Source organism: Sphingobacterium suaedae (assembly GCF_042684625.1).
In the GTDB taxonomy this organism is placed as follows: domain Bacteria; phylum Bacteroidota; class Bacteroidia; order Sphingobacteriales; family Sphingobacteriaceae; genus Sphingobacterium; species Sphingobacterium suaedae.
Genome location: NZ_JBHULR010000020.1, coordinates 53,311 through 74,033, shown reverse-complemented (window position 1 = coordinate 74,033; position 20,723 = coordinate 53,311). Strand labels below are relative to the sequence as shown.

The following is a 20,723-nucleotide window of genomic DNA, read 5'->3' as shown; positions in this document are numbered from 1 at the left end:
AGAAACAAGGATTAAAAGGTTACGTTGATCCCAAACGCATAGATCTTCTGCTGCGGATAGAAACCATTATTGACGTTCGGCATTTCTGGATCCAGGTACTTCAGTTTATCGAACGTAAATAGATTGGATCCCGTTACGTGCAAGCGTATGTTTTCGATTTTGGCTTTACTTAGCACAGATTTCGGCAACGTATATCCCAATTGAATCGATTTGACCCGGAGGTAATCTCCTTTGCGAATCCATCCCGAGTTAATATGGGCATTGTGCGAAGACAAGCCCGTCGCTTTGTAAGATGTCATCCGCGGAAAATCCGCGTTGGGATTGTCTGGGCGCCACGCATTTTCCACCAAGAAATAAGGGCTATTGCCATAGCCATAAAAGGTACGCGTGAAGGGGGTGTTATCGTCTACCCCACTCGTGCCTGACGATCCCTCGTAAGTACCTGCCAAGCTGACCGCCGAACGGCCGGCTCCCTGCAATAAAGCCGAGAAATCAAACCCTTTATACGCCAAATCGATGGCTAACCCGTACATGAGTTCCGGGACATTCGCCCGGCCAATATATGTCATATCTTCTGTACGTGTGATCTTGCCATCACCGTTGACATCTCGGTATTTGAAGAATCCCGGCGCCACAATGCCCGAGCTTGGGGAAGGCGTATTTGCGGCTTCCTCCCAACTTTGCACCATACCGTCTGCAATAAATCCGATCTTCGTGCCGATCGGCTTTCCGATCAAACTTTGCCAAGACGGAATCCCGTCTGCCTCGTCCAACTTGAGATAACGGTTGGTTGACCAATTGATGTTCCCCGTCACACCAATGCGGAAATCTCCAAATGTCTCCCGATAGCGGATCTGCGCATCGAAGCCGCGATTGTCAGCTTCGCCGATATTTGCTAGTCCCGGGTAATACCCTCCGATGGAAGGCGGGTATAAGTTGGCTACCGTGCCCAAGATATCTTTTGTATACCGGTAGAACCACTCGAAATCAACGCCGAATTTTCCATTCAGGAATGTCGATTCAAATCCCACATTCGTCGTCGTTGACGTCTCCCATTTCAGATCGGGATTTTGCAATGGGTTGGTATAGATAGCTGAGACAGGAACACCGTCGATGACGACTACGGGGTTCGCATTTTGGGAGAATGTCGTCATGTAAGGAAACGTCCCTTCGTTGGCCCGGTCATTGCCAGACTGTCCGAGCGATGCTTTCACTTTGAAATAGTCTATACCAGCCATATGCTCTTTGAAAAACTCTTCGTTCGATACAACCCAGCCCAATCCTATTGCTGGGAAGGCCTTCCAACGGTTTTCCCTCTTAAAATTTACGGAAGCATCCCACCGCGAGACCATTTCCAGCAAATACGTTTCTTTATAGGCGTAGTTAAAACGGGCGAGCACACCAGCCCGTGCATTTTCGGCCGAAGTCGAGCCTGTGGCGGCAATGATATCCTCCTCCGCGCGCGAGCCAAAATCAATATCCTTGATAATATCAATCGGAAAATTGCTGGCCCCGGCAGCAAATAAACTACCTGTTGTCCGCGAATATTCATAGAGCACCAAACCACCCACTGTGTGCGCATCGAATGTCCTCGCGTAGTTCAGGCTGGTCTGTAATGTTTTCCGGTCGTTTTTGCTGAACCCTTGGCGGAGTGTCTTTTTTGTAATCCCAGGGACGTTCGTGAGGTGTACAAAATCTCCCGATATCTGCTCCCGCGCTCTACCCATCGTTTCATACGGCGTGATCCACGTTTTATAGTCCTGTGCGTTATAATCGTATGCCCCTACGACCTTAGCCATCAATCCCTGCACGCCAGGCACATAAAAATCAACATTCGCCTGTCCCTGAAACACATTGGTATTATACTTCTGAAAGCCAGAGCGCTCGACCGCCGCAATCGGGTTAACGTAGCCAGCATTCGATTGGTAGCTAACGGGCAAGCCATTTTCAGCGTACATCGGTAAATTCGGCAACATCCGCACCGCTTGATAAAACGGATTCATATATGCCGTATTATCTGGAGATATCCCCGGCAGGTTCGAGACCTGGTTGCGAAGTCCGACATTCAGTCCAACCGTCAGATAATCATTCAATTTACTAGTCAAGTTCGTCCGTAAGTTGTACCGTTTGAAATCCGTATTTTTCACGACGCCCCCTTGATCCATATGGCTCAGGGCCGCGAAATACTGTGTATTTTCCGATCCGCCAGAAACGGTAGCTGAATGGTGTTGGGAATAACTCTTATTATCCATGAGCATCCCGATCCAGTCTGTATTTCCAAACAAAGGGTTGGTGTTCGTTCCGCTACGCACCGCATCGATCAACTCCTGTGAGTAAAGCAATGGCACCTGCGGTTGGTTGGTGTGCAGGAGGTAATCGTTGTCCACCTCCACCCCTTTATTATACCAAGTCATATAGTCCGGGCCGTCCAAGAACTTTGGAAACCGCGTGTTTTCGCCTACGTTGAGCGCATAGTCATACGACACCTTAGTTTTCTCCCGCTTCCCCGAGCGTGTCGTCACTAAGATGATCCCGTTGGCCGCCCGTGAACCATAAGCCGCTGTAGCAACCGCATCCTTCAGCACCGAAATGCTTTCTATTTCGTTTGGATCGAGGTAAGCCAAGGTAGAAGATGGCCGCTCCACATTATCGATAATGATCAATGGGCCGCGATTAGAACCGTAGGTACCGATACCACGCACATACAAGCTGGCGTTGTCGGCTCCGGGGCGTCCAGACTGCTGCAGGGCGGTTAGTCCCGGTATACGTCCGGCCAGGGTATTCGTAATATTCATTGCGGGGGCCTTTTTGATCTCGTCGGCACCGATTTGTGCCACCGACCCCACCAAGGTGCTTTTTTTCTGCGTTCCGTATGCAACAACCACGACATCTTCCAACTGGGTGTCAGAGGGGGTGAGGGTGATTGTCTGCTTCCCGGTAGAAGCTACGGTCACATCGATCGTCAGAAAGCCCACAGAACTCACTTCCAATACAGCCGGAAGCTGCCGTACCTCGAGCGAAAAACTACCTGTGAAATCGGCTTTTGCCGATTGCCCTGAACTTTTAACCTTGATCGTGGCCTCTGCTACCGGATTTCCCAGGTTGTCAACCACTTGCCCATGTAGCGTCTGCTGTGCAGCTACCGACAATCCCGTCAGCAAAGGCACAAGTAAGACCAGTAACCGGCAAAAGACGGTCGTCCTAAACTTTAGTAAATACATAATTTGATAGGTTTTATTTTCTGTTATTCATTAATTCACCGTTAAAATTTACCGGTCGTTCGAAGAGGTGTAAGCAGTCTTCCAACAAGCAAGCCACCCATCGGCGAGACAACACGGTCTCTTGAGTTAGCTGTCCTTGCATACCCCGCTGCCGCAAGGCACGCTGAATGGTCTCTACACTTAATTCTGTTCCCGCTTGCCCGATGATGTACTGGAATCCAGCGATTGTTACATCTTCGCCCGATGCTGTCCAATTGGTAGCCAAATTTGGGAAGTAAGGGCGCAAGCCCACCAGTAAGTCGTATTGACTCACCGTTTTCTCCGGATAAAACCACGTCTGATTTGCCCATTTATAGGGTATTCCTACACCTTTTAGCACGCCTGTAGCACCAATTTTTTGTACCACGGCAAAATGAGGATCATTCGTGTCCACATCCAGGTAGGGCATAATGTACGCACGGTTTTCCAGCAATACCTGCTGCACCTCCCGTATGCGTACCTTTGAAGGATCTACTTTGTTCCGGATAGCCAGCGCAGCCAGCGCACCCGCTGCCTGACCAATGCCTAAAACAACAGGTTGCAGTCGCGTTGCCCCGTTCACGATATTGGTTACTCCGATACTCTTTTCCGCTACGATAAGCCCGTGTTGCGCCTCCGGCACCAATGCCCCCAGCGGCACGTTGTAAGAAGGCACACGTATTTTGACGAAGTCAATTTCGGGTGCATTTGTATATTTATAGTGATGGTGATCAATGGTATAGTCTCCTACTGCGACACCGGTCCGGTAGTATGCCTCCGGCGTGTCATAAGGCGACATCACATGCTGCAACGCAAAAAGTGATTTCGCTTTTAGCCGACGGGATTCCCGATGATACGGTATCATCGGAAAACCATCCTTCGTCGGATATTCATCATAGGCAATTCCCAAGTTCTTAAACCCCAATTCTGTTTGGAGGTAGTACACGTATCGGAGCGTCATCTGCTTGGCGGCTTCCAGCATCTGTTTACGTTCCTCCCTACCCTTTTCAATGATATTTAAGTAAATGTCGTTTCCCTTTTTCGGCCAGTTAATCATATACTTGTTGTTTGGCAAACGGCCGTAGGTCAACATGCGGAAGCAATCGTTTTGGTCCGTGTGCGAAGTGGCCGGATCGGATACGTCGCAACAACCTTCGAACTCCCTTTTGTCGTAGTTCTTTGGCCGTTTGATCGTCTTATCGGCACGCGGTCCGAAATCCTGTAACGTCAGGACGTAGGTCAAGTCCTGTACCACATCATTTGCCTCTTGCAGCGCAAAAGACTCTCCCGTTTGTGCCCGTGCATCCATTCCCAGGTAATACGGTACCTGCATATACGCCATAATATCGCCGAGCTCCGTCGCATCAATCAACAGTGGTGCCTTTCCGTGTCTCGTTTTACCGTCAGGCCCTTTCGCCGTTACGGTCCAAATGCCATCGGTACGTTTCACATCCGTCCAAACAGTTTCATACCACACAGTTATCTTCGGTTCGTTCGCAACCATTTCTTTTAGCACCCTATTGCCCACGGACGGTTCGAACAAGGTATTACTCACCCATCCAGTCTCTACCGCTTTTGATCCGCCGTAATGTGCATACAGCTTCTCACGAAATTCGCCCCACAATCCAGAAGGCAAACGGTGATTGCCATCGATGGCCGAAACGCCTGCCGATGTTAACATCCCGCCCAGCCAACACGTCTCCTCCATCACGAGCACCCGCACCCCTAAGCGCGCTGCTTGAATGGCCGCCGTAGTTCCGCTAGCCCCGCCGCCGACAATCAACACATCGTACATCTCCTGAGCCCTTGTCCGTATCGTGCCGCTCGCCAGGACAGTGATTAACAACATGCCGTACATCAATAAACGGTATGATCCAGAAAATCTATAATATATCCGTCGCATCTTGGTTATCCATTAAGAAGATAAAAGTTGAAGATGAAAAGGAATCACGGTATCGGTCATTCGTTCGCGATAGATTGCAGATGGCGGAAGGTACACCTAATGTTGGAAGCACAATTTTCATGGTTAGTGATGTTGTTTTTCAAAAGCTAAATTAAAAACAAATTTTAATAAACAAACATAATTATTAATTTTTTTTAATAAATAACATTAATTAGAATATTTTTTAAAATATTTGCACATCGTTATGAATTTGAATTCTTAATGAATATTTATATTATTGTATTTATAATGGGTAACGTTATGCGCAAACCAGCCGATTTTTTTGTGGAACTAGGGGAAGATAGGGCGAATCCTGTATCGTTTAAGGCTGTACAGCTGAAGCAGGAAATCATTACGCGGCTTACGCGTGACGGACGGGCTACCATCGCGGAACTGTCACAGTATACCCATACAAGCATCCCGAAGGTCAATGAGATAATCACGGAGTTGATACAACGGGAACTGGTAGTGGATCACGGTAAAATTGTCAACGGAGTCGGAAGAAAACCTAATATCTTTGGACTTAACCCACAATGGGGTTATTTTTTATCGGTCGAGACCACCCGGGCCCACATCAACCTAGCGATTGTTTCTTTTGACGAGCAGATTGTTCACGCGACCAAAGATATCCCCTTTGTGCTGGAAAATTCACCAAAGGCATTCGAGGAACTCTGCAACCTGATCTCCGCGTACATGGTCTCGCACGACTTCCTGCAAGATCGGTTGTTGGGACTTAGTGTGACCATAACGGGACGCGTCAACCATCTTACGGGCAATAGCCACAGTTTCTTTAATTTTGACAACATATCGCTCAAAGAAGCCCTGGTTAAACGATTTGCGCTCCCCGCACATATCGAAAACGACACCCGTGCTATGGCCTATGGCGAATATGCAAAAGGTGTGGCGCAACAGGAAAAAAACGTGTTGTTCTTTAACTTGGATGAAGGCATCGGTATGGGGATTATCATCAATGGACATCTTTACTCCGGGAAGTCAGGGTTTGCAGGTGAATTCGGACATATTCCGTTGTTGGACAACGATATCATCTGCCACTGCGGCAAAAAGGGCTGTCTGGAAACCGAGGCGTCGGGTTTCGCTATTGTGCAACAGGTGCGGCAGGAATTGCGCCAAGGCACCAGTAGTATTATCACGCAGATTGTGGACGATATAGATGATATCCGGCTTGCGCATGTAGTCGAAGCGGCGTTGCGGGATGATATGCTCTGCATAGAACGTATTTCGACCGCTGGCGAGAAAATCGGACGCGGTATCGCCATGCTTTTGAATATTTTTAATCCCGATTTGGTTGTCCTAGGCGGAAAAATCGCGCTCTGCAAATCGGCTATTATGTTGCCGATCCTCTCGTCGGTACATAAGTATACGTTGAACTTGGTGAATACGGATACGAAGTTTGAGACGTCGCAGTTAAAAGAAAATGCAGGGTTGCTCGGTGGCGCGCTCTTGCTGCGCAACGAGTTGCTGCAGCTTGCTTAACGTGCTGTCGACCGAAGCCACCCCAAACGCACTGCGTTCGAACAGGGATGGTTCTTAACGGCGATGGACAACGGCTCGCCACGCCCTTGAAACCAAGGCCGTCTTTAGCGAACAGAGAATAAACGATAGCCGACCGTTTTCTTACGCTTCCTTGCCCCCCGCCTTAACAGAAAAATGTCACTTTGGGATCGTTGCATCTGTAGAAATTTGCCGTGGTTAGGAGCGGAAAGGCAGCATGCCTACAGCCCATGATGGCAACAGCATTACTGTTTCCTTATCCTATCCATGACAGCCTCCACCATGGTATCGCAAAAACGCAGGTTGAATTCAAAAAGCTCGCCCGTGCTGTACACCTTTTCTATCTCCTTGCGCAACATCACCTTCGCCCGGTTTAACCGCACTTTGACATTGGCGGCGGTAATATTCAGTGTATCGGCCGTCTCCTCCACATTGAGTCCACTTATCTCCCGCAGGGAAAATACCATACGGTACGCCAATGGGATACGCTGTACCGCTTCCTCAACAACCAGCCGGAGTTCATTCCGGATCACGGTCGATCCTGTATCGTTGTAATTTCCATTCATAAACATCGGTATTGATTGCTCAGCGATTGTGGCCGCTTTCATTCTCGAAAAATCAGAGGTATGCCACTTTCTATAGCAGTTGTTCAGCATGATTTTGATCATCCAGGTCTTAAAGGCCGATCGTCCTTCGAATTTGTGCAAATTGCAGTAGGCATCCACAAAGGTATCCTGCATAAGATCTTGCGCATCCTCGTGCCCGAAACCATAGCTCCTGGCCGTTTTATATAAAAAGGGATTATTGCGCCGTATAAGCAGGGCAAACTGTTCAATGTCGCCCTGCAGCACCTGCTCAATAATTTCTAAATCTGTGCCATACACATTATCTGTCATATCCTCACTTGTAATAAACGGCCATTTTGCTTAAGGACAATGCTCCTACCGCCATCACCAAATCCCGCACCGCGACATCCAAAAAATGTCCGCGGAACAGCAAGGTCGACGCAATCAATGTTAGCCATATGCTTACAACAGGCGCGCCGAAAGAAGGTTTTACCAAAACGAGAATACCAGCGAGTATTTCGATCACGCCAACGATCATCATAAATACGGACGCTGAAAATGGCAACATGCCTGCGATCCCCGGATGCAAGTATTGATCCCATTGCGTCAGTATATTCGTAAATTTGTCCAATCCCGCTACGATAGGCACTATGCCGTAAGTCAGCCGTAACACGTTGTAAATGGATTTAAATGTCGGATTAAAAGTTTGAGTTTCCATGGCTTATGATTTTATTTTTGATATTCATATATACCCCTAGAGTAGCCATCGGCGCCAAAGGTTACAACCCCATAAAAAAAATAGGACATACACATTCAAGTCAATGACCAGTATCCTTACACAGACGTCTAAAAATGGTTGGACAGATGATCCGTGCAACATGTTCACTATCAAACAGCATCTGTCCGATATTGAACATGCGACAAAACCATAAATATCTTATTTACAATATATTAAAAAAATGGCCACGCTATTGCTCATCAACTTATATGCACAGCAAAACGCTGGCAGGGCGGCAGGAACCACATGGCTCCTCCGCGAACAATTTCCAATGCATACACCAAATCATAGGTAACATGATCAAGAACCACTTAAAAATAGCGCGTCGCAACCTGTTGAAGAACAAAAGTTTTTCTGCCATTAACATCATCGGTCTAGCCATCGGTATGTCTGCCGTCCTTCTCATCGCTTTATGGATACAGAACCAGTACCGCTACGACAATTTCTATCCGAATCAGGAATATATCTATAAGCTGATGAACAAGACAGACAAAGAAGGTTCAGTACACGTACACGATATCACGATGCCCGCCGCCGGTCCAGCCCTTACTGCACAGTTTCCCGAGGTTGAGCATGCCGCACGCATGCTGTGGAGCGAAGATCGTCTTTTCAGTTATGGTGATAAAAATTTGAAAGCCAAGGGCAACGAAGTAGACCCCGACTTTTTGGACATCTTCCAACTGCCGATTTTGCAGGGAGATCCCCATACACTGCTGAATGACCCCAGCAGCATCGTCCTCACGGAAAGCTTAGCGAAAAGCCTGTTTGCGGAGGAAAATCCATTACATAAAACAGTGATCCTGAAAAATGAAGTCCCCTACACCGTAACAGGTGTTATCAAAGATCTCTCCAGCTACACCGATTTCAATTTCAAGTATCTGATTCCGATTGGTCCCGAGCGCGCAAAAAAGCTAACTACATGGAATAACAACTCCCTCGTCACCTTTGTAGCGTTGAAACCCAACACCGATGCCGACGCCTTCAACCAAAAGATAAAACCCTTAGTCAAGCAGCATGATCCCCATCTCAGGTGGTCATCTATCTTTCTTCATCCAATGTCCAAGGCACATCTCTATTCAGAATTTGAAAATGGAATCGCCACGGGCGGTAAAATCGAACAGGTGCGTCTTGTCGGGGGCATCGGTTTATTGATCCTCTTGATTGCCTGCATCAATTTTGTCAACCTCAGTACAGCACGCAGTCAAAAAAGAAGCCGGGAGGTCGGTGTGCGCAAAGTAATTGGCGCCAGCAAGAAAACACTGGTTAGCCAGTTTCTTTTTGAATCGTTGCTGTTGGCGGCTATCGCGGGCGTGTCGGCCATCGTCCTGACCGCTTTCTTTTTGCCCATGTTCAACCGATTTTTAGACAAACCCTTGGAGGTCAACTGGTCGAATCCCATGATTTGGATCACGGGGTTTGCGTTTATCTTGATTACTGGCGTTTTGGCCGGCATCTATCCGGCATTCGTTCTTTCAGCCTACCAACCTCTTAAAACCATCCGGGGCACGAGCAACAAGCCTCGCCGCTTGTTCCGCCTACGCGAAGGGCTGGTCGTCGTGCAATTTGCTATTGCGGTCATCCTGATCGTCGCCACCTTGGTTATCCGTATGCAGGTGCAGTTTGCGGGCCAACGAGACGTGGGCTATCAAGCCTCCCAGCTGATGGAGATACCAGCAGAAGGCGGATTAGATAAGAACTACGAGGCCCTCAAAGACGAGCTGATCAACAACCGGTATGCCCTCAGCGTTGCCCGTGTCGGCGGATGGTCGATTGCCGAGAGTTGGGGGTCGGCGGGTGGTAATTTTTCCTGGGAAGGAGCCACTCCCGAACAAGTCAGCAATAGTTTCTTTAAGTTTGTCCGTACCGAAAGCGACTTTGTCAAGACCTTGGGCTTGACGCTCGTGGACGGGCGCGATATCGACTATGCCCGTCTGCCCGCAGACAGTACCGCCGTCCTGCTGAATGAAACCGCCATCGAGCGAATGGGACTTTCGAATCCCGTTGGCAAGTTTCTAAAATGGGGAGATCAGGACCTGACGATTGTCGGCGTGATCAAAGACTACGTTATTGACTCCCCCTATGGAGACGTGCAACCCCTACTCGTCGAAGCAGGAAATAAACACCTGTATAATATCGTGATCCGGACGAATCCACAGGTCCCCATGGCGCAGACCATCGAGGGCATAGAGAAAATCATTAAGCAGTTCAATCCAGCTTATCCATTTTTCTACAAATTCGTGGATCAGCACTATGCAAAGAAATTTCGTGAAGAGGAACAAATGGGAAGTTTAGCACTGCTGTTTTCGCTACTCGCCATTTTTATATCCTGCCTCGGGCTTTTCGGCCTGGCCACCTATATGGCCGAAACCCGCGTGAAAGAAATCGGTATCCGCAAGGTGCTAGGTGCGTCCGTAGCCCGCATTTGCACGATGCTATCCAAAGATTTTGTCAAGCTGGTTGTTGTTGCGCTGATTTTGGCAGCACCCCTGGCTTGGTGGGCGATGACGACATGGCTTGAGAATTTTGCATACCGAATCGATCTGCACTGGTGGATGTTAGCCCTTGCGGGCGGAATGGCTATCAGTATAGCTATCCTCACCGTAGGTGCGCAGTCTGTTAAGGCCGCCTGGAGAAATCCCGTCGACAGTTTACGCAACGAGTAATGTACCGGCATCAACCTTTTAAAAATACGTGATCACGCCTTCGAAACCAAACGGTTTGACGCTGTTTTTTAAACGGAGAACAGCGCCTGCCCGCGACTTAAAGGCAGGAAGACCGAACGATCGGAAAACCATATAAAAAAAGCATGATATAGGCTTAATACAGTCTTAATCTTTACACGCTACATTTGTCGGTATGGATCGCACAGTCTCAAAAAACGGCAGCCCAAAGTTCTTCGGCAAAACATTTATCGTAGAGCTGCGTAAAGCCACAGCAAACAAGTCCCTAAACCAACTTTTCGAACACTATTGGCAACCCCTCTTCCAGTTTTCTTACAACATCCTAAAAGATGATGACGACGCTAAAGACGCCGTGCAAGATGTATTCATAACACTGTGGAATCGCCGTTTCGACATCGACATCCACACCTCCATGGAATCTTATCTGTTTACAGCCGTTCGTTATCGATCCTTAACGATCCTATCTAAAAAGCTAGATCTCAAACAGCGCAATGTCCCCCTTGAAAACTATATCGAAAGCAGCTTTACAGAATCTGTTGATCCGTTCGTATTGAAAGATCTGCAACAAGAAATAGACCGGCAAATTGAGACATTGCCAACACGCATGCAAGAAGTTATCCGATTGAAAATTAAAGATTCATTAAGCATCTCCGAAATTGCTGCACGTTTAAACATCTCGGAAGATACCGTCAAAAATCACTTAGCGGCAGCGCGTAGCCGCTTACGGTCAAGCTTAGGCGATGTCGCCTACTTCATCCTGGTGATTACCCTCTCGAGCGCAAGTTAGCAGTATACAGCTCCCCGTCACACTTTACCTTTTGTTAATCATTTCATAACAAACTACGCTAGTCCCCACCCCTAAAACAGGAGACATACAAGTGAACAGCTTACTTGTATATGCAGTTAAAAAGAATAAAGGAAATTATACAGCACTATATTTCCGGATCCCAAAAAGAATCCGAACAAAAGGCCGTGGATAGTTGGTTGGACGCCATTACCAAAAAACCACTGCCCCATTCTACCAAAAAACTTCAGGACCTACGCGACGCGGCCTGGCAGCACATTGAAGCCCGGACGTCGATCCCTGCTGTAGCCCCGCTATCCCGCGCGACGAGAATATGGCGCACCTTGGGCGGTGTTGCCGCGGTACTACTCACGGGTGTCGTGCTTTTTAGAACCATTAGCAACGCACAGGAAACACGCTACATAACTGGCCCAAATGAGCATAAAATTGTCACGCTCCACGACGGAACCACGATCCATTTAGGCAGCAATACAACGCTATCTATCGATCGGCATTTCCAAGATGGTGACAACAGACGCGTTAATCTTCGCTCTGGAGAAGCACTGTTTCAAGTACACCGAAACGAAGAACGGCCCTTTATTGTGGAGAATGAGCACATGCATACCGAGGTCTTAGGTACATCGTTCCGCATTACCTCTGCAGCCCAAACAAACACATGGAACATCCGGGTCCAAACGGGAAAAGTCCGTGTATCAGAAACCGAGCGTGCCGACCACTCTTATATGCTATTTGCCGGCGACAGCCTGGCCTACACTAAAGAAACGGGCGCTGTCCTGTATGCACAACCGGACACGCCTCTTACCCCCTTGGTTTTCCGCGATCAGCATTTGCAGGATGTCATGCAAATCCTGGCGTCGCGCTATAAATGCAGCGTACACATCTCCGAAAACCTACCTACAAAGCATCAATTTTCAGGAGAATTCGATGCCGACGTCTCATTATCAGACATCTTGGAAATCATCAGTTTAGCGACAGGTACGCGCTGTTACGAAGAAGGAGGCACCATTTTCGTAAACAGCAAATAAATCATATTCTATTAACTACAGGTCTGCCCTGCTCAAGTGGCGCGCAAATCAACTAGGCTTGAGCGACAGGCAAGACCATATGAATACGCATCTTTAAATATCACACATGAAACCCTATTTAATCTTACTTGCGGGCACCAGCCTCTGGAACAGCCCGATGGCGCAGGCCACACCCCTATCGATGTACGTGAACGTCGCGCATCAGGGAAACGAACGCTCACTACTCCTGTCTTTACAGGAAATCGCACAACGTGCAGGCAAAAAACTGGTCTACGACAGGGAGATCCTGAACGGGAAATCCGCACACCCATATCCTAAATCCCTATCCCTGGAAAAAGCGCTCGATCACCTATTACAGGGAACAGGCATCAGTTATCAATTGCGTGGCGATATGATCGTGTTGCATGAAAAAACACAACACATACAAGGCAGCACCGAAACCAATACCCAGCAGGCATGGATTTCAGGAACTGTATCGGAACAACGCACAGGAAAGCCAATCAGCGGCGCAACGGTTCAATTGCTAGGGAGCAATCGAACCATACAGACGGGAATCGACGGAAACTTCAAACTACCACTACCGTCGACGTCCGAAAACATCACCCTACAGATCAGCTATATTGGCTACAAGACCAAAAGCATGCCCTTAAGCCACCATATGCTTCATCAGATCGTAACCATTCCCTTAGAGGAAGATCTTTTTGGTCTAGACGAAGTTGTTGTAACCGGACAGGGGCTAGACATCAACAAACGTCGACTGTCAACAAACGTAGCCACTATCAGCGGAAAAGAGCTCGAGAAGGTGCCTGCGGCCCGATTCGACCAGTTGCTCCAATCGAAACTACCCAACGCCCAAATCCGTTTGACAGGCGGACAGTCGGGAGCCACATCCATTATCCGGGCGCGCGGTGTTGTATCGGCCTTTAAAAATTCGACACCCGTCATTTATGTCGATGGCGTCCGGATGGATAACCTGAACACCGCTTCAGCTATTGGCGGCGGAAGCGCACAAGGGTCCGGCGTTAGCTCCATTGCAGATATTCCGATCGACAATATCGAACGCGTAGAATATGTAAACGGTGGTGCGGCGACCACGCTTTACGGATCAGACGCAGCAAACGGCGTCATACAAATTTTTACAAAAAAAGGAGGAAGCGACCGTACCACCGTCACTGCTGAGGCCACGGTAGGCGCCGAACGAGCTACAACAGACTACCTTCACTTCGACCGCACCAAAGAGCTGCTCTTTGAACCCGGTATATTCCAGCGGTACAATGTCGCGGTGAATGGTAACAGCGGAAAAGTAGGCTATAGCGTTACAGGAGCTTATTTAAACAGCTCCGGTGTACAGATTTTTAAACAAAACCAAAACAAACGGATCGATCTGCGTTCGGGTTTCAAAGCTGATCTACATGAGAAAGTGTCATACGAAAGCAGCTTTACCTTTGTAAACAACAGCTACAAACGCAACCGCAATGGCAACCAAGGAGGCTATACCGGTCTGTGGTTTGCGGAAAGCGGTGCGTCGGCTGTGACAGGTCCTCAGCCCCGATTCAATCCGCGCATGGACGAATTGTCGGCGGACGAATTCGACAAAATGAAAAATTACGTACATACGGCAGAACGGTTACAGGATAACGAGATCGTCGTCAACCGGTTTCAGACCTCCCAAAGTTTTCAATACCGTCCTTTGCAGAACCTAAACATCAAAGCTGTCGGTGGTTTAGACTACCGCGTACTGCGTAATCAAGTCATCCAAACGAATGAATACTTGACCCATACTACGGGTAACCTAACGACAGACCGTGGCAGCATCAACAACGGAGAACGGAAATATTGGGGATTAACCATGGAACTGAATGCACAGCATAAAGCCAATATTGGCGATCTATCCGTTATCACGACCCTCGGTGGTCAGCTCTTCCGAAACGAAGACCGTCAGGTAGCCTACATCGGTAATAATATCCGTGACGGAGCAAGAAACATAGCCGACGCCACATCGACCAGCAGTAATGAAGTATACTTCGAAGTCGTAAATTATGGTGTTTACCTGCAAAGTAATCTGGGCTGGAAAAACAAGCTCTTTTTAGACCTCGGACTGCGGGGCGACGGGAACAGTGCTTTTGGCAGCGACATTGGAGTACAATACTATCCAAAAGTCGGATTTTCGTATATTCCATCTGCTGAGACCTGGTGGAGCGAAACGCTCTCCTTTATCCCCTCAGCCAAACTGCGCGGAAATTATGGTGTAGCCGGAAACTTCCCCCCCGCGTTCCGGAACCTACGAACGATGGAATTTCCGAGCTACCTCGGTAATCAAGCAGCTAGCTTTGGAACCCCTGGGGTTGACCTCCGTCCAGAAAAGACCAATACGCTCGAAGCGGGCCTTGATCTAGGATTCTGGAACGACCGCATCACGCTATCCGCAGGCTTCTATCATGCCATTACCAATGACGCCCTATTCAGTGTGCCAGCAGCCCCATCTTCGGGTGAAAATGAAGCCCTCCGCAACGTCGGAAAAATCATGAACCGAGGTTTGGAATTTCATACACAGATTACGGCGCTGCAAAACGAGCATAGCAGCCTACGTTTCAACGTAGCGGTCAACACTTTGGACAACAAAGTATTATCCTCGAGCGGTGCGGCTCCGTTCAATATTGCAGGCTTTAGCGAGCGAACCATACAAACGGTTGTACAAGAAGGCTATCCTGTAGGTTTTATACGTGGGAGCTACGGCGAATTTGGCGAAGACGGTGTATTAGCCAGTACGACACCCCTCCAATACTTAGGAACCACTATTCCCGATCTATTTGGCAGCATGGGCGTTGATTTTCAGTGGAAAGGGCTGAACCTTTATGCCAATGCCGATTATCAGCAAGGCGCCTACGCGAACAATTGGGACAGCCAATTCCGCTACAATTACGGTGCTGGAGACGAAGGCATACCCGAAGGAGAGATCAATTCCCCGTACAAACGGACGCGATGGCTACAATTCACAAATAAGTTTATAGAAAAGACCGATTATATCAAAATCAGAACCATAGGCGCAACATATACCCTTCCGAAAACCGCCATACGTTCTTTTGCCAATCAGGTCGTAGTAGGCGCTACGGTCATGAATCCGTTCAATTTCGCCTCCTCAACATTTGATCCGGAAGCGACGATCAGCGGAAGCGCCGAAGGGCAGGATGGTGCTACCACCGGAGGAATCTCCTACGCTACCTACTCCGCGCCCCGTCAATTTCTAATTTCTGTAAAAGTTTCATTTTAAAAACATGATTGTCATGAAAACATATCCAAAGTCCTTATATCTCCTTGCAAGCACCTTGTTTCTAATGAGCTCGTGCGAGCTTACCGAGGTGACCAATCCCTATGTCACGGAAGATCGCTTTGTCTCGAGCTTTCAATCGCTGCAAACCTGGCTCAATGGCGTGCGCCGCCAAGCCAGCGTTACGGTAGGCACCGTCGTGGAGTTTACCGAACTGGTCTCCGACAACTACTTTAACAACTACACACAAAGCAGTAAAGTCTTCGACACCCCAGAGATCAACTATTTTGATCAAGACGTCGCAAACATTCAGGCGAGTATTCATAAATTAATGGAGATGAGCACGTTTGGACTTACTAAACTTATTCCCCTACAAACGGAAGACAGTAGTCAAGAAAAAGCCGAACTGCTCTTCTACCAAGCCTATGCTCAACTCTTGGCTGCCGATCTATACGTCGGTTTACCCACGGAAGCCCTCGGGGAAGTAAAATCGCCGGATGTCCTGTTGCAAAGCGCCATCGCCTTGCTGACAGAAGCTGCGTCGCTATACACAGCCGAAGAAGAACAAGAAGCCTGCACGATTTTGTTGGCCAGGTGCCATCACCGTTTGGGAAATCTGGAAGAAGCAGTGCGTTATGCCCAACTCGGCATAGCCAATCCCCTCTCCCTCAAACAGGTACAGTATGGGACAGAAAACGGGCCCTCCAACAATTTTCAGAGCGCCATTTTCTCTGCAACAACCAATTCTTTTGCCCCGCTTCCGCGATTAGATTTTTTAGATCCAAAATACTTTCATCAAACGGCAACTGTTTTTGAAGACGAAAAACCTATCGCTATAGCCAAAGCCGAGGAAGCCTACCTGATCCTGGCCGAGGCATATGCCGCCCAACAGAACCTGGCTGCCAGCAAGCAGGTGCTGAAAGCGCTGTTGAACAATAGCGTGAACAAGAGAACAAAGATCATGCTCGACGACAGCAAAGAAACACGCAACGGAGGGAACCGGAAGGACTATCCATTACAGGCCGTCGCCGTAAAATTTGATGAGCAGGGCGCAGTGAAAGATGGCCTAGTACTGGATCGTTCAAAAGGAAATATCCAAGCCCATCCGGTTTCAGGCACGCATGTTACCGGAAAGGACATCGATGCCCTGGCGACAGAAGATGAAACGCTTTACCTCATCTATCTCCTACGTCAGGAAATCTTTTTGGCAGAAGGGCGTCGCATGACCGACCTCGGTATCCGTTTCCCCGTATCCCAACGAGAGCAGCTATCCAATACGCATGTCACGGAGGAGCATACGCAAGCGATCATACCGTCTTTTGTCCCAGCAAACCGCGGTATGGACGATTTCACATACGATACCACCTCGGGCATCGTCACCATGACATACGACATGAATAAAATACTAATCGAAAATAAATCTTCGAGCCACATCTTACCTTTTCACCACTAACGATAAAACCATGAAACATTACTTCAGAACAGCACTGAGCCTGAGTTTGCTTCTAGCCGGCTTCACCAGCATGGCGCAACAACAAGCTATCGGTATCGTTTACCACGATGACAACAAAAACGGAAAGAAAGAAAAAAAAGAAAGCGGCATCCCGGGCGTAGCAGTCAGCAACGGCGTAGACGTTGTCTTGACCGACCATCAAGGTCGCTACCGCTTACCGGTTGGCGATGATAACATCATTTTTGTCGTCAAGCCGAGCGGCTACCAACTTCCTGTTGATCGGCACAATCTGCCCATGTCGTATTACATCCACAAACCTCAGGGTTCGCCAAAGGCACTCACCTATCCCGGCGTTGCGCCAACAGGTCCTTTACCGAAAAGCATAGACTTTCCCCTTACTGAACAAAAGGAGTCCGATCAGTTCCGCATGCTGCTGTTCGGCGATCCACAAGCCTACACGGCGCAAGAGATGACGTTTTTCAACCGGGCGATCGTCGATGAAGTTCTTGGTATCCAAGGCGTAGCCTTCGGCCTTAGCTTAGGTGATTTGGTCGGCGACGACCTCAGCCTGCATCCAAGCTATAAAGAGAGCATTGCGCGCATAGGCCTTCCCTGGTATAACCTCAAGGGCAACCACGACATGAATTATGATGTCAGCGCCGACAGTCTTTCCGACGAAACGTTCGAAGCAAATTTCGGTCCGGCGAACTACGCCTTTAATTACGGCAAAGTACATTTCATCGTATTAGATAATGTACGCTATCCCAATCCGCGCAGCGGTCAAGGCTATCTGGGCGGTTTCCGCAAATCACAATTAGACTTTGTGGAGAATGACCTCAAGCATGTGCCGAAGGATCACCTTATTGTCCTGGCTTTCCATATTCCTCTGGATCATCGCAATGGCGATACCTTCCGGCCTGAAGATCGGCAACGCCTGTTCGACCTGCTGCAAGCATATCCGCATACGCTATCACTTTCTGCGCACATGCATACCCAAACACAACATTTTTACGACAAGAATGAAGGCTGGCGTCAAGAGAAACCGCATCATGAGTACAATGCGGGTACTACCTCGGGCGACTGGTATTCGGGGCAACTCGATCAGCGTGGAGTACCCACCGCCACTATGCGTGATGGCACCCCGCACGGCTACGCATTTATCGATTTTGACAAAGCAGACTATCAGATTCGGTACCAAGTATCGGGGCACGACTCTACTTATCAAATCAACGTGTTTCATCCCCAAGTGGTCGGACAAGGAAAACGAACCCGGGCTGCTATATTTGCGAACTTTTTTATGGGCCATCACGGCAATACGGTTGAATATGCGATCGATGGCGGGCCTTGGAAAAAAATGATGCCCGTAAAAACGATTGATCCGGCCTATCAGGCGTTGCTATATCCATGGGATAACCTAGACACGTTACTTCCAGGTCGTCGGCCAACTGATGGAACCATCAGTGCACATTTGTGGCGTACCGGATTGCCCGTAGATCTTGCTGTCGGTGAGCACCATATTCATGTCCGTGCTACGGATGATTTTGGGAAAGTACACGAAGCAAAGAGCACCTATCGGGTAGAGCCCACAAAAGATTATCCCCCGCTACAGAGGTAAGGTTTAACACGTCTGCAGGAAGCCCTAACTTCCTGCAATTTTTTTGTAACACATCCTTTCCGTCGCTTGCTGCGATAAGGAAGAAAAGGATGTGCGATAGACAAACCTTTAAAAAAACGTGATCACACCTTCGAAACCAATACCGTGGTTTAAGGTAACAGAGCACACACCATAAAAAATGCGGAAGAGTGTTCTTCCGCATTTTCTTTAACAAATGAATCGAAATTAATATCCCTGATTCTGTACAATATTCGGTTCGACCTTCAATGTACTTTCATGAAATGGCCACAAATATTGATGCGATTGGAACCGACGATCTTCAATTTTCAGCGACACCATTTTCCCATCGACCAAACGGGTATGCCCTAATGCGGGCTGGTTCAGCACGTCTTCAGCAATCCTCCAGCGAATGATATCATCATAACGGATTCCCTCTCCAGCGAACTCAGTCCGCCTTTCGTTTTGAATCAACTTGATCCATTCTTGTTGAGAGCGGGTACCAAGTGATACATCAGCCACGGTCATATCCAATCCAGCGCGTCTACGTACATCATTTATGCACTTCTTCGCCAGATCGTCTACCTGCCCCAACATGATTTTGGCCTCTGCATAAGTCAGCAAGACCTCTGCATAACGCAACAACGGGAAATGCATATTCCCCCCGGAACGGAATGCATCTGCTTCGTCTACGAATTTTTTAAACCAAAATCCCGAACGACTAGCACGCACATTCTCATGATACATCGGGTTGTTTGCATCGTATATATTGATTTTTTCCCCTTGAAATGTATCGCCATGTCCAAAAATACTGGCTTTATACCGGGGATCCCTATTCAGATGTGGATCCAATTCGTATTCAGCCTTCGTATGCAAGGGACAGTTGTCGATGGGACGCCCCTGTAGCGTCCAATAGGCGTCAACCAATGCTTTAGTCGGCACCATATACGACTGCCCTTTACCCGTTCGGTAATGCGGTCCAAGGTGTTCGAAGGACAGCGTTGCCGAATTATCATGGCTTTCCATATCGAACTTAACAATAAATTCCTTGTTAGTCTTATCCGCTTTATAACCAAACATATCACCATACACCGGGTGTAGTTGGTACTTTCCGCTGTCCATGATTTCTTTGGCTATTTTCGCGGCCAGCTCATACCGACCATTATACAACGCATAGCGCATTACCATAGCCTTAAACGAATATCGGTTAAACATATACGCATTCGTTGTTCCTTCATTCTCCGGGAGACGATTAGCGATATCTTCGTACATACCGAACAACGTTTCTAAGATTTCCTCTTTTGGTTTGGGTGGTTGTACGGCACCCTCCAGGTCGACCGGCTCCAGTACGAACGGAACATTTCCCCAGTGGAAGGTCAGCCGAAAATAATGCCACACACGAAGGGCCTCCAAAATCGCCTTATACCGCTGTCGTACAGCCTCATCTTCCACATAAGGAACCTCCACATTTGCAATAAATGTATTCAAGCGCCCTAAGTGCTTATTAAAAAGCGTCCAATAGTATTCGCCCAATCGCGAGGTTCCATTCATCGTACCGTTTGCCATCAGCATATGGTGATCTGTTTCGATACGCGCAAAACCGTTGTCACTTCGACCATCCAGCATATAAAACAACAGCCTGCGGTCCGACTGATGGGTGAAAACATCCCGATAGCTGCTGTAGACCACGCGCCGTAAGTCTTCCTCTGTATTAAAAAATTCGACAAACGAGGTTGCCGTCGGGTCTCTTTTATCCAAAAATTTCTCACATCCCCCAAGTAACAAGGAAGAACATAGGGACGTTGCTAAAACAATATTTTTTATATTTTTCATCATTTCTCG

General features: G+C 48.2%; 12 protein-coding genes. 7 read left to right on the top strand and 5 right to left on the bottom strand.

The features are described 5' to 3' along the window. Positions 1-11: 11 nt before the first annotated feature. Both ACFSR5_RS18500 and ACFSR5_RS18495 read right to left on the bottom strand, forming a co-directional pair. On the bottom strand, positions 12-3,221 hold the full coding sequence (locus ACFSR5_RS18500) for a SusC/RagA family TonB-linked outer membrane protein (RefSeq protein ID WP_380905957.1): 3,210 nt from the start codon (positions 3,219-3,221) through the stop codon (positions 12-14). Positions 3,222-3,234: 13 nt separating this feature from the next. Beyond that, positions 3,235-5,142: an FAD-dependent oxidoreductase gene (locus tag ACFSR5_RS18495; RefSeq protein ID WP_380905956.1), complete on the bottom strand. Its 1,908-nt coding sequence runs from the start codon at positions 5,140-5,142 to the stop codon at positions 3,235-3,237. Positions 5,143-5,442: 300 nt separating this feature from the next. Between ACFSR5_RS18495 and ACFSR5_RS18490 the strand changes: the two genes are divergently transcribed. Continuing rightward, on the top strand, positions 5,443-6,675 hold the full coding sequence (locus tag ACFSR5_RS18490; protein WP_380905955.1) for an ROK family transcriptional regulator: 1,233 nt from the start codon (positions 5,443-5,445) through the stop codon (positions 6,673-6,675). Positions 6,676-6,938: 263 nt separating this feature from the next. On the opposite strand, the gene ACFSR5_RS18485 is transcribed toward ACFSR5_RS18490, so the two are convergent. Both ACFSR5_RS18485 and ACFSR5_RS18480 read right to left on the bottom strand, forming a co-directional pair. Then, positions 6,939-7,589: a sigma-70 family RNA polymerase sigma factor gene (locus tag ACFSR5_RS18485; RefSeq protein ID WP_380905954.1), complete on the bottom strand. Its 651-nt coding sequence runs from the start codon at positions 7,587-7,589 to the stop codon at positions 6,939-6,941. 4 nt (positions 7,590-7,593) lie between these two features. Continuing rightward, complete coding sequence (locus tag ACFSR5_RS18480) at positions 7,594-7,977, bottom strand: hypothetical protein (protein WP_380905953.1); 384 nt, start codon at positions 7,975-7,977, stop codon at positions 7,594-7,596. A gap of 356 nt (positions 7,978-8,333) precedes the next feature. On the opposite strand from ACFSR5_RS18480, the gene ACFSR5_RS18475 reads away from it, so the two are divergent. From ACFSR5_RS18475 to ACFSR5_RS18450, 6 genes are all read left to right on the top strand, one after another. Beyond that, positions 8,334-10,700 (top strand): ABC transporter permease, encoded by a 2,367-nt coding sequence (locus ACFSR5_RS18475; protein ID WP_380905952.1) that lies wholly within the window; start codon positions 8,334-8,336, stop codon positions 10,698-10,700. 193 nt (positions 10,701-10,893) lie between these two features. Further along, positions 10,894-11,505: an RNA polymerase sigma factor gene (locus ACFSR5_RS18470; protein ID WP_380905951.1), complete on the top strand. Its 612-nt coding sequence runs from the start codon at positions 10,894-10,896 to the stop codon at positions 11,503-11,505. Positions 11,506-11,615: 110 nt separating this feature from the next. Further along, positions 11,616-12,548, top strand: coding sequence for a FecR family protein (locus ACFSR5_RS18465; protein ID WP_380905950.1), 933 nt, complete (start codon positions 11,616-11,618; stop codon positions 12,546-12,548). 106 nt (positions 12,549-12,654) lie between these two features. Beyond that, complete coding sequence (locus tag ACFSR5_RS18460; protein WP_380905949.1) at positions 12,655-15,819, top strand: SusC/RagA family TonB-linked outer membrane protein; 3,165 nt, start codon at positions 12,655-12,657, stop codon at positions 15,817-15,819. A gap of 13 nt (positions 15,820-15,832) precedes the next feature. After that, positions 15,833-17,269, top strand: coding sequence for a hypothetical protein (locus ACFSR5_RS18455; protein ID WP_380905948.1), 1,437 nt, complete (start codon positions 15,833-15,835; stop codon positions 17,267-17,269). Between the two features lie 10 nt (positions 17,270-17,279). After that, a complete protein-coding gene (locus ACFSR5_RS18450; RefSeq protein WP_380905947.1) occupies positions 17,280-18,884 on the top strand; it encodes a calcineurin-like phosphoesterase C-terminal domain-containing protein in 1,605 nt (534 codons plus the stop codon). Between the two features lie 225 nt (positions 18,885-19,109). Here ACFSR5_RS18450 and ACFSR5_RS18445 read toward each other — a convergent pair whose 3' ends face one another. Then, on the bottom strand, positions 19,110-20,717 hold the full coding sequence (locus tag ACFSR5_RS18445; RefSeq protein ID WP_380905946.1) for a RagB/SusD family nutrient uptake outer membrane protein: 1,608 nt from the start codon (positions 20,715-20,717) through the stop codon (positions 19,110-19,112). Positions 20,718-20,723 lie beyond the last annotated feature (6 nt).

Bases quoted from the DNA above. Each gene is read 5' to 3' on its own strand.
- ACFSR5_RS18480 (WP_380905953.1), bottom strand. From the start codon at position 7,977: ATGGAAACTCAAACTTTTAATCCGACATTTAAATCCATTTACAACGTG.
- ACFSR5_RS18490 (WP_380905955.1), top strand. From the start codon at position 5,443: ATGCGCAAACCAGCCGATTTTTTTGTGGAACTAGGGGAAGATAGGGCG.
- ACFSR5_RS18465 (WP_380905950.1), top strand. From the start codon at position 11,616: ATGCAGTTAAAAAGAATAAAGGAAATTATACAGCACTATATTTCCGGA.
- ACFSR5_RS18460 (WP_380905949.1), top strand. From the start codon at position 12,655: ATGAAACCCTATTTAATCTTACTTGCGGGCACCAGCCTCTGGAACAGC.
- ACFSR5_RS18485 (WP_380905954.1), bottom strand. From the start codon at position 7,589: ATGACAGATAATGTGTATGGCACAGATTTAGAAATTATTGAGCAGGTG.
- ACFSR5_RS18445 (WP_380905946.1), bottom strand. From the start codon at position 20,717: ATGATGAAAAATATAAAAAATATTGTTTTAGCAACGTCCCTATGTTCT.
- ACFSR5_RS18500 (WP_380905957.1), bottom strand. From the start codon at position 3,221: ATGTATTTACTAAAGTTTAGGACGACCGTCTTTTGCCGGTTACTGGTC.
- ACFSR5_RS18470 (WP_380905951.1), top strand. From the start codon at position 10,894: ATGGATCGCACAGTCTCAAAAAACGGCAGCCCAAAGTTCTTCGGCAAA.
- ACFSR5_RS18450 (WP_380905947.1), top strand. From the start codon at position 17,280: ATGAAACATTACTTCAGAACAGCACTGAGCCTGAGTTTGCTTCTAGCC.
- ACFSR5_RS18475 (WP_380905952.1), top strand. From the start codon at position 8,334: ATGATCAAGAACCACTTAAAAATAGCGCGTCGCAACCTGTTGAAGAAC.
- ACFSR5_RS18495 (WP_380905956.1), bottom strand. From the start codon at position 5,142: ATGCGACGGATATATTATAGATTTTCTGGATCATACCGTTTATTGATG.
- ACFSR5_RS18455 (WP_380905948.1), top strand. From the start codon at position 15,833: ATGAAAACATATCCAAAGTCCTTATATCTCCTTGCAAGCACCTTGTTT.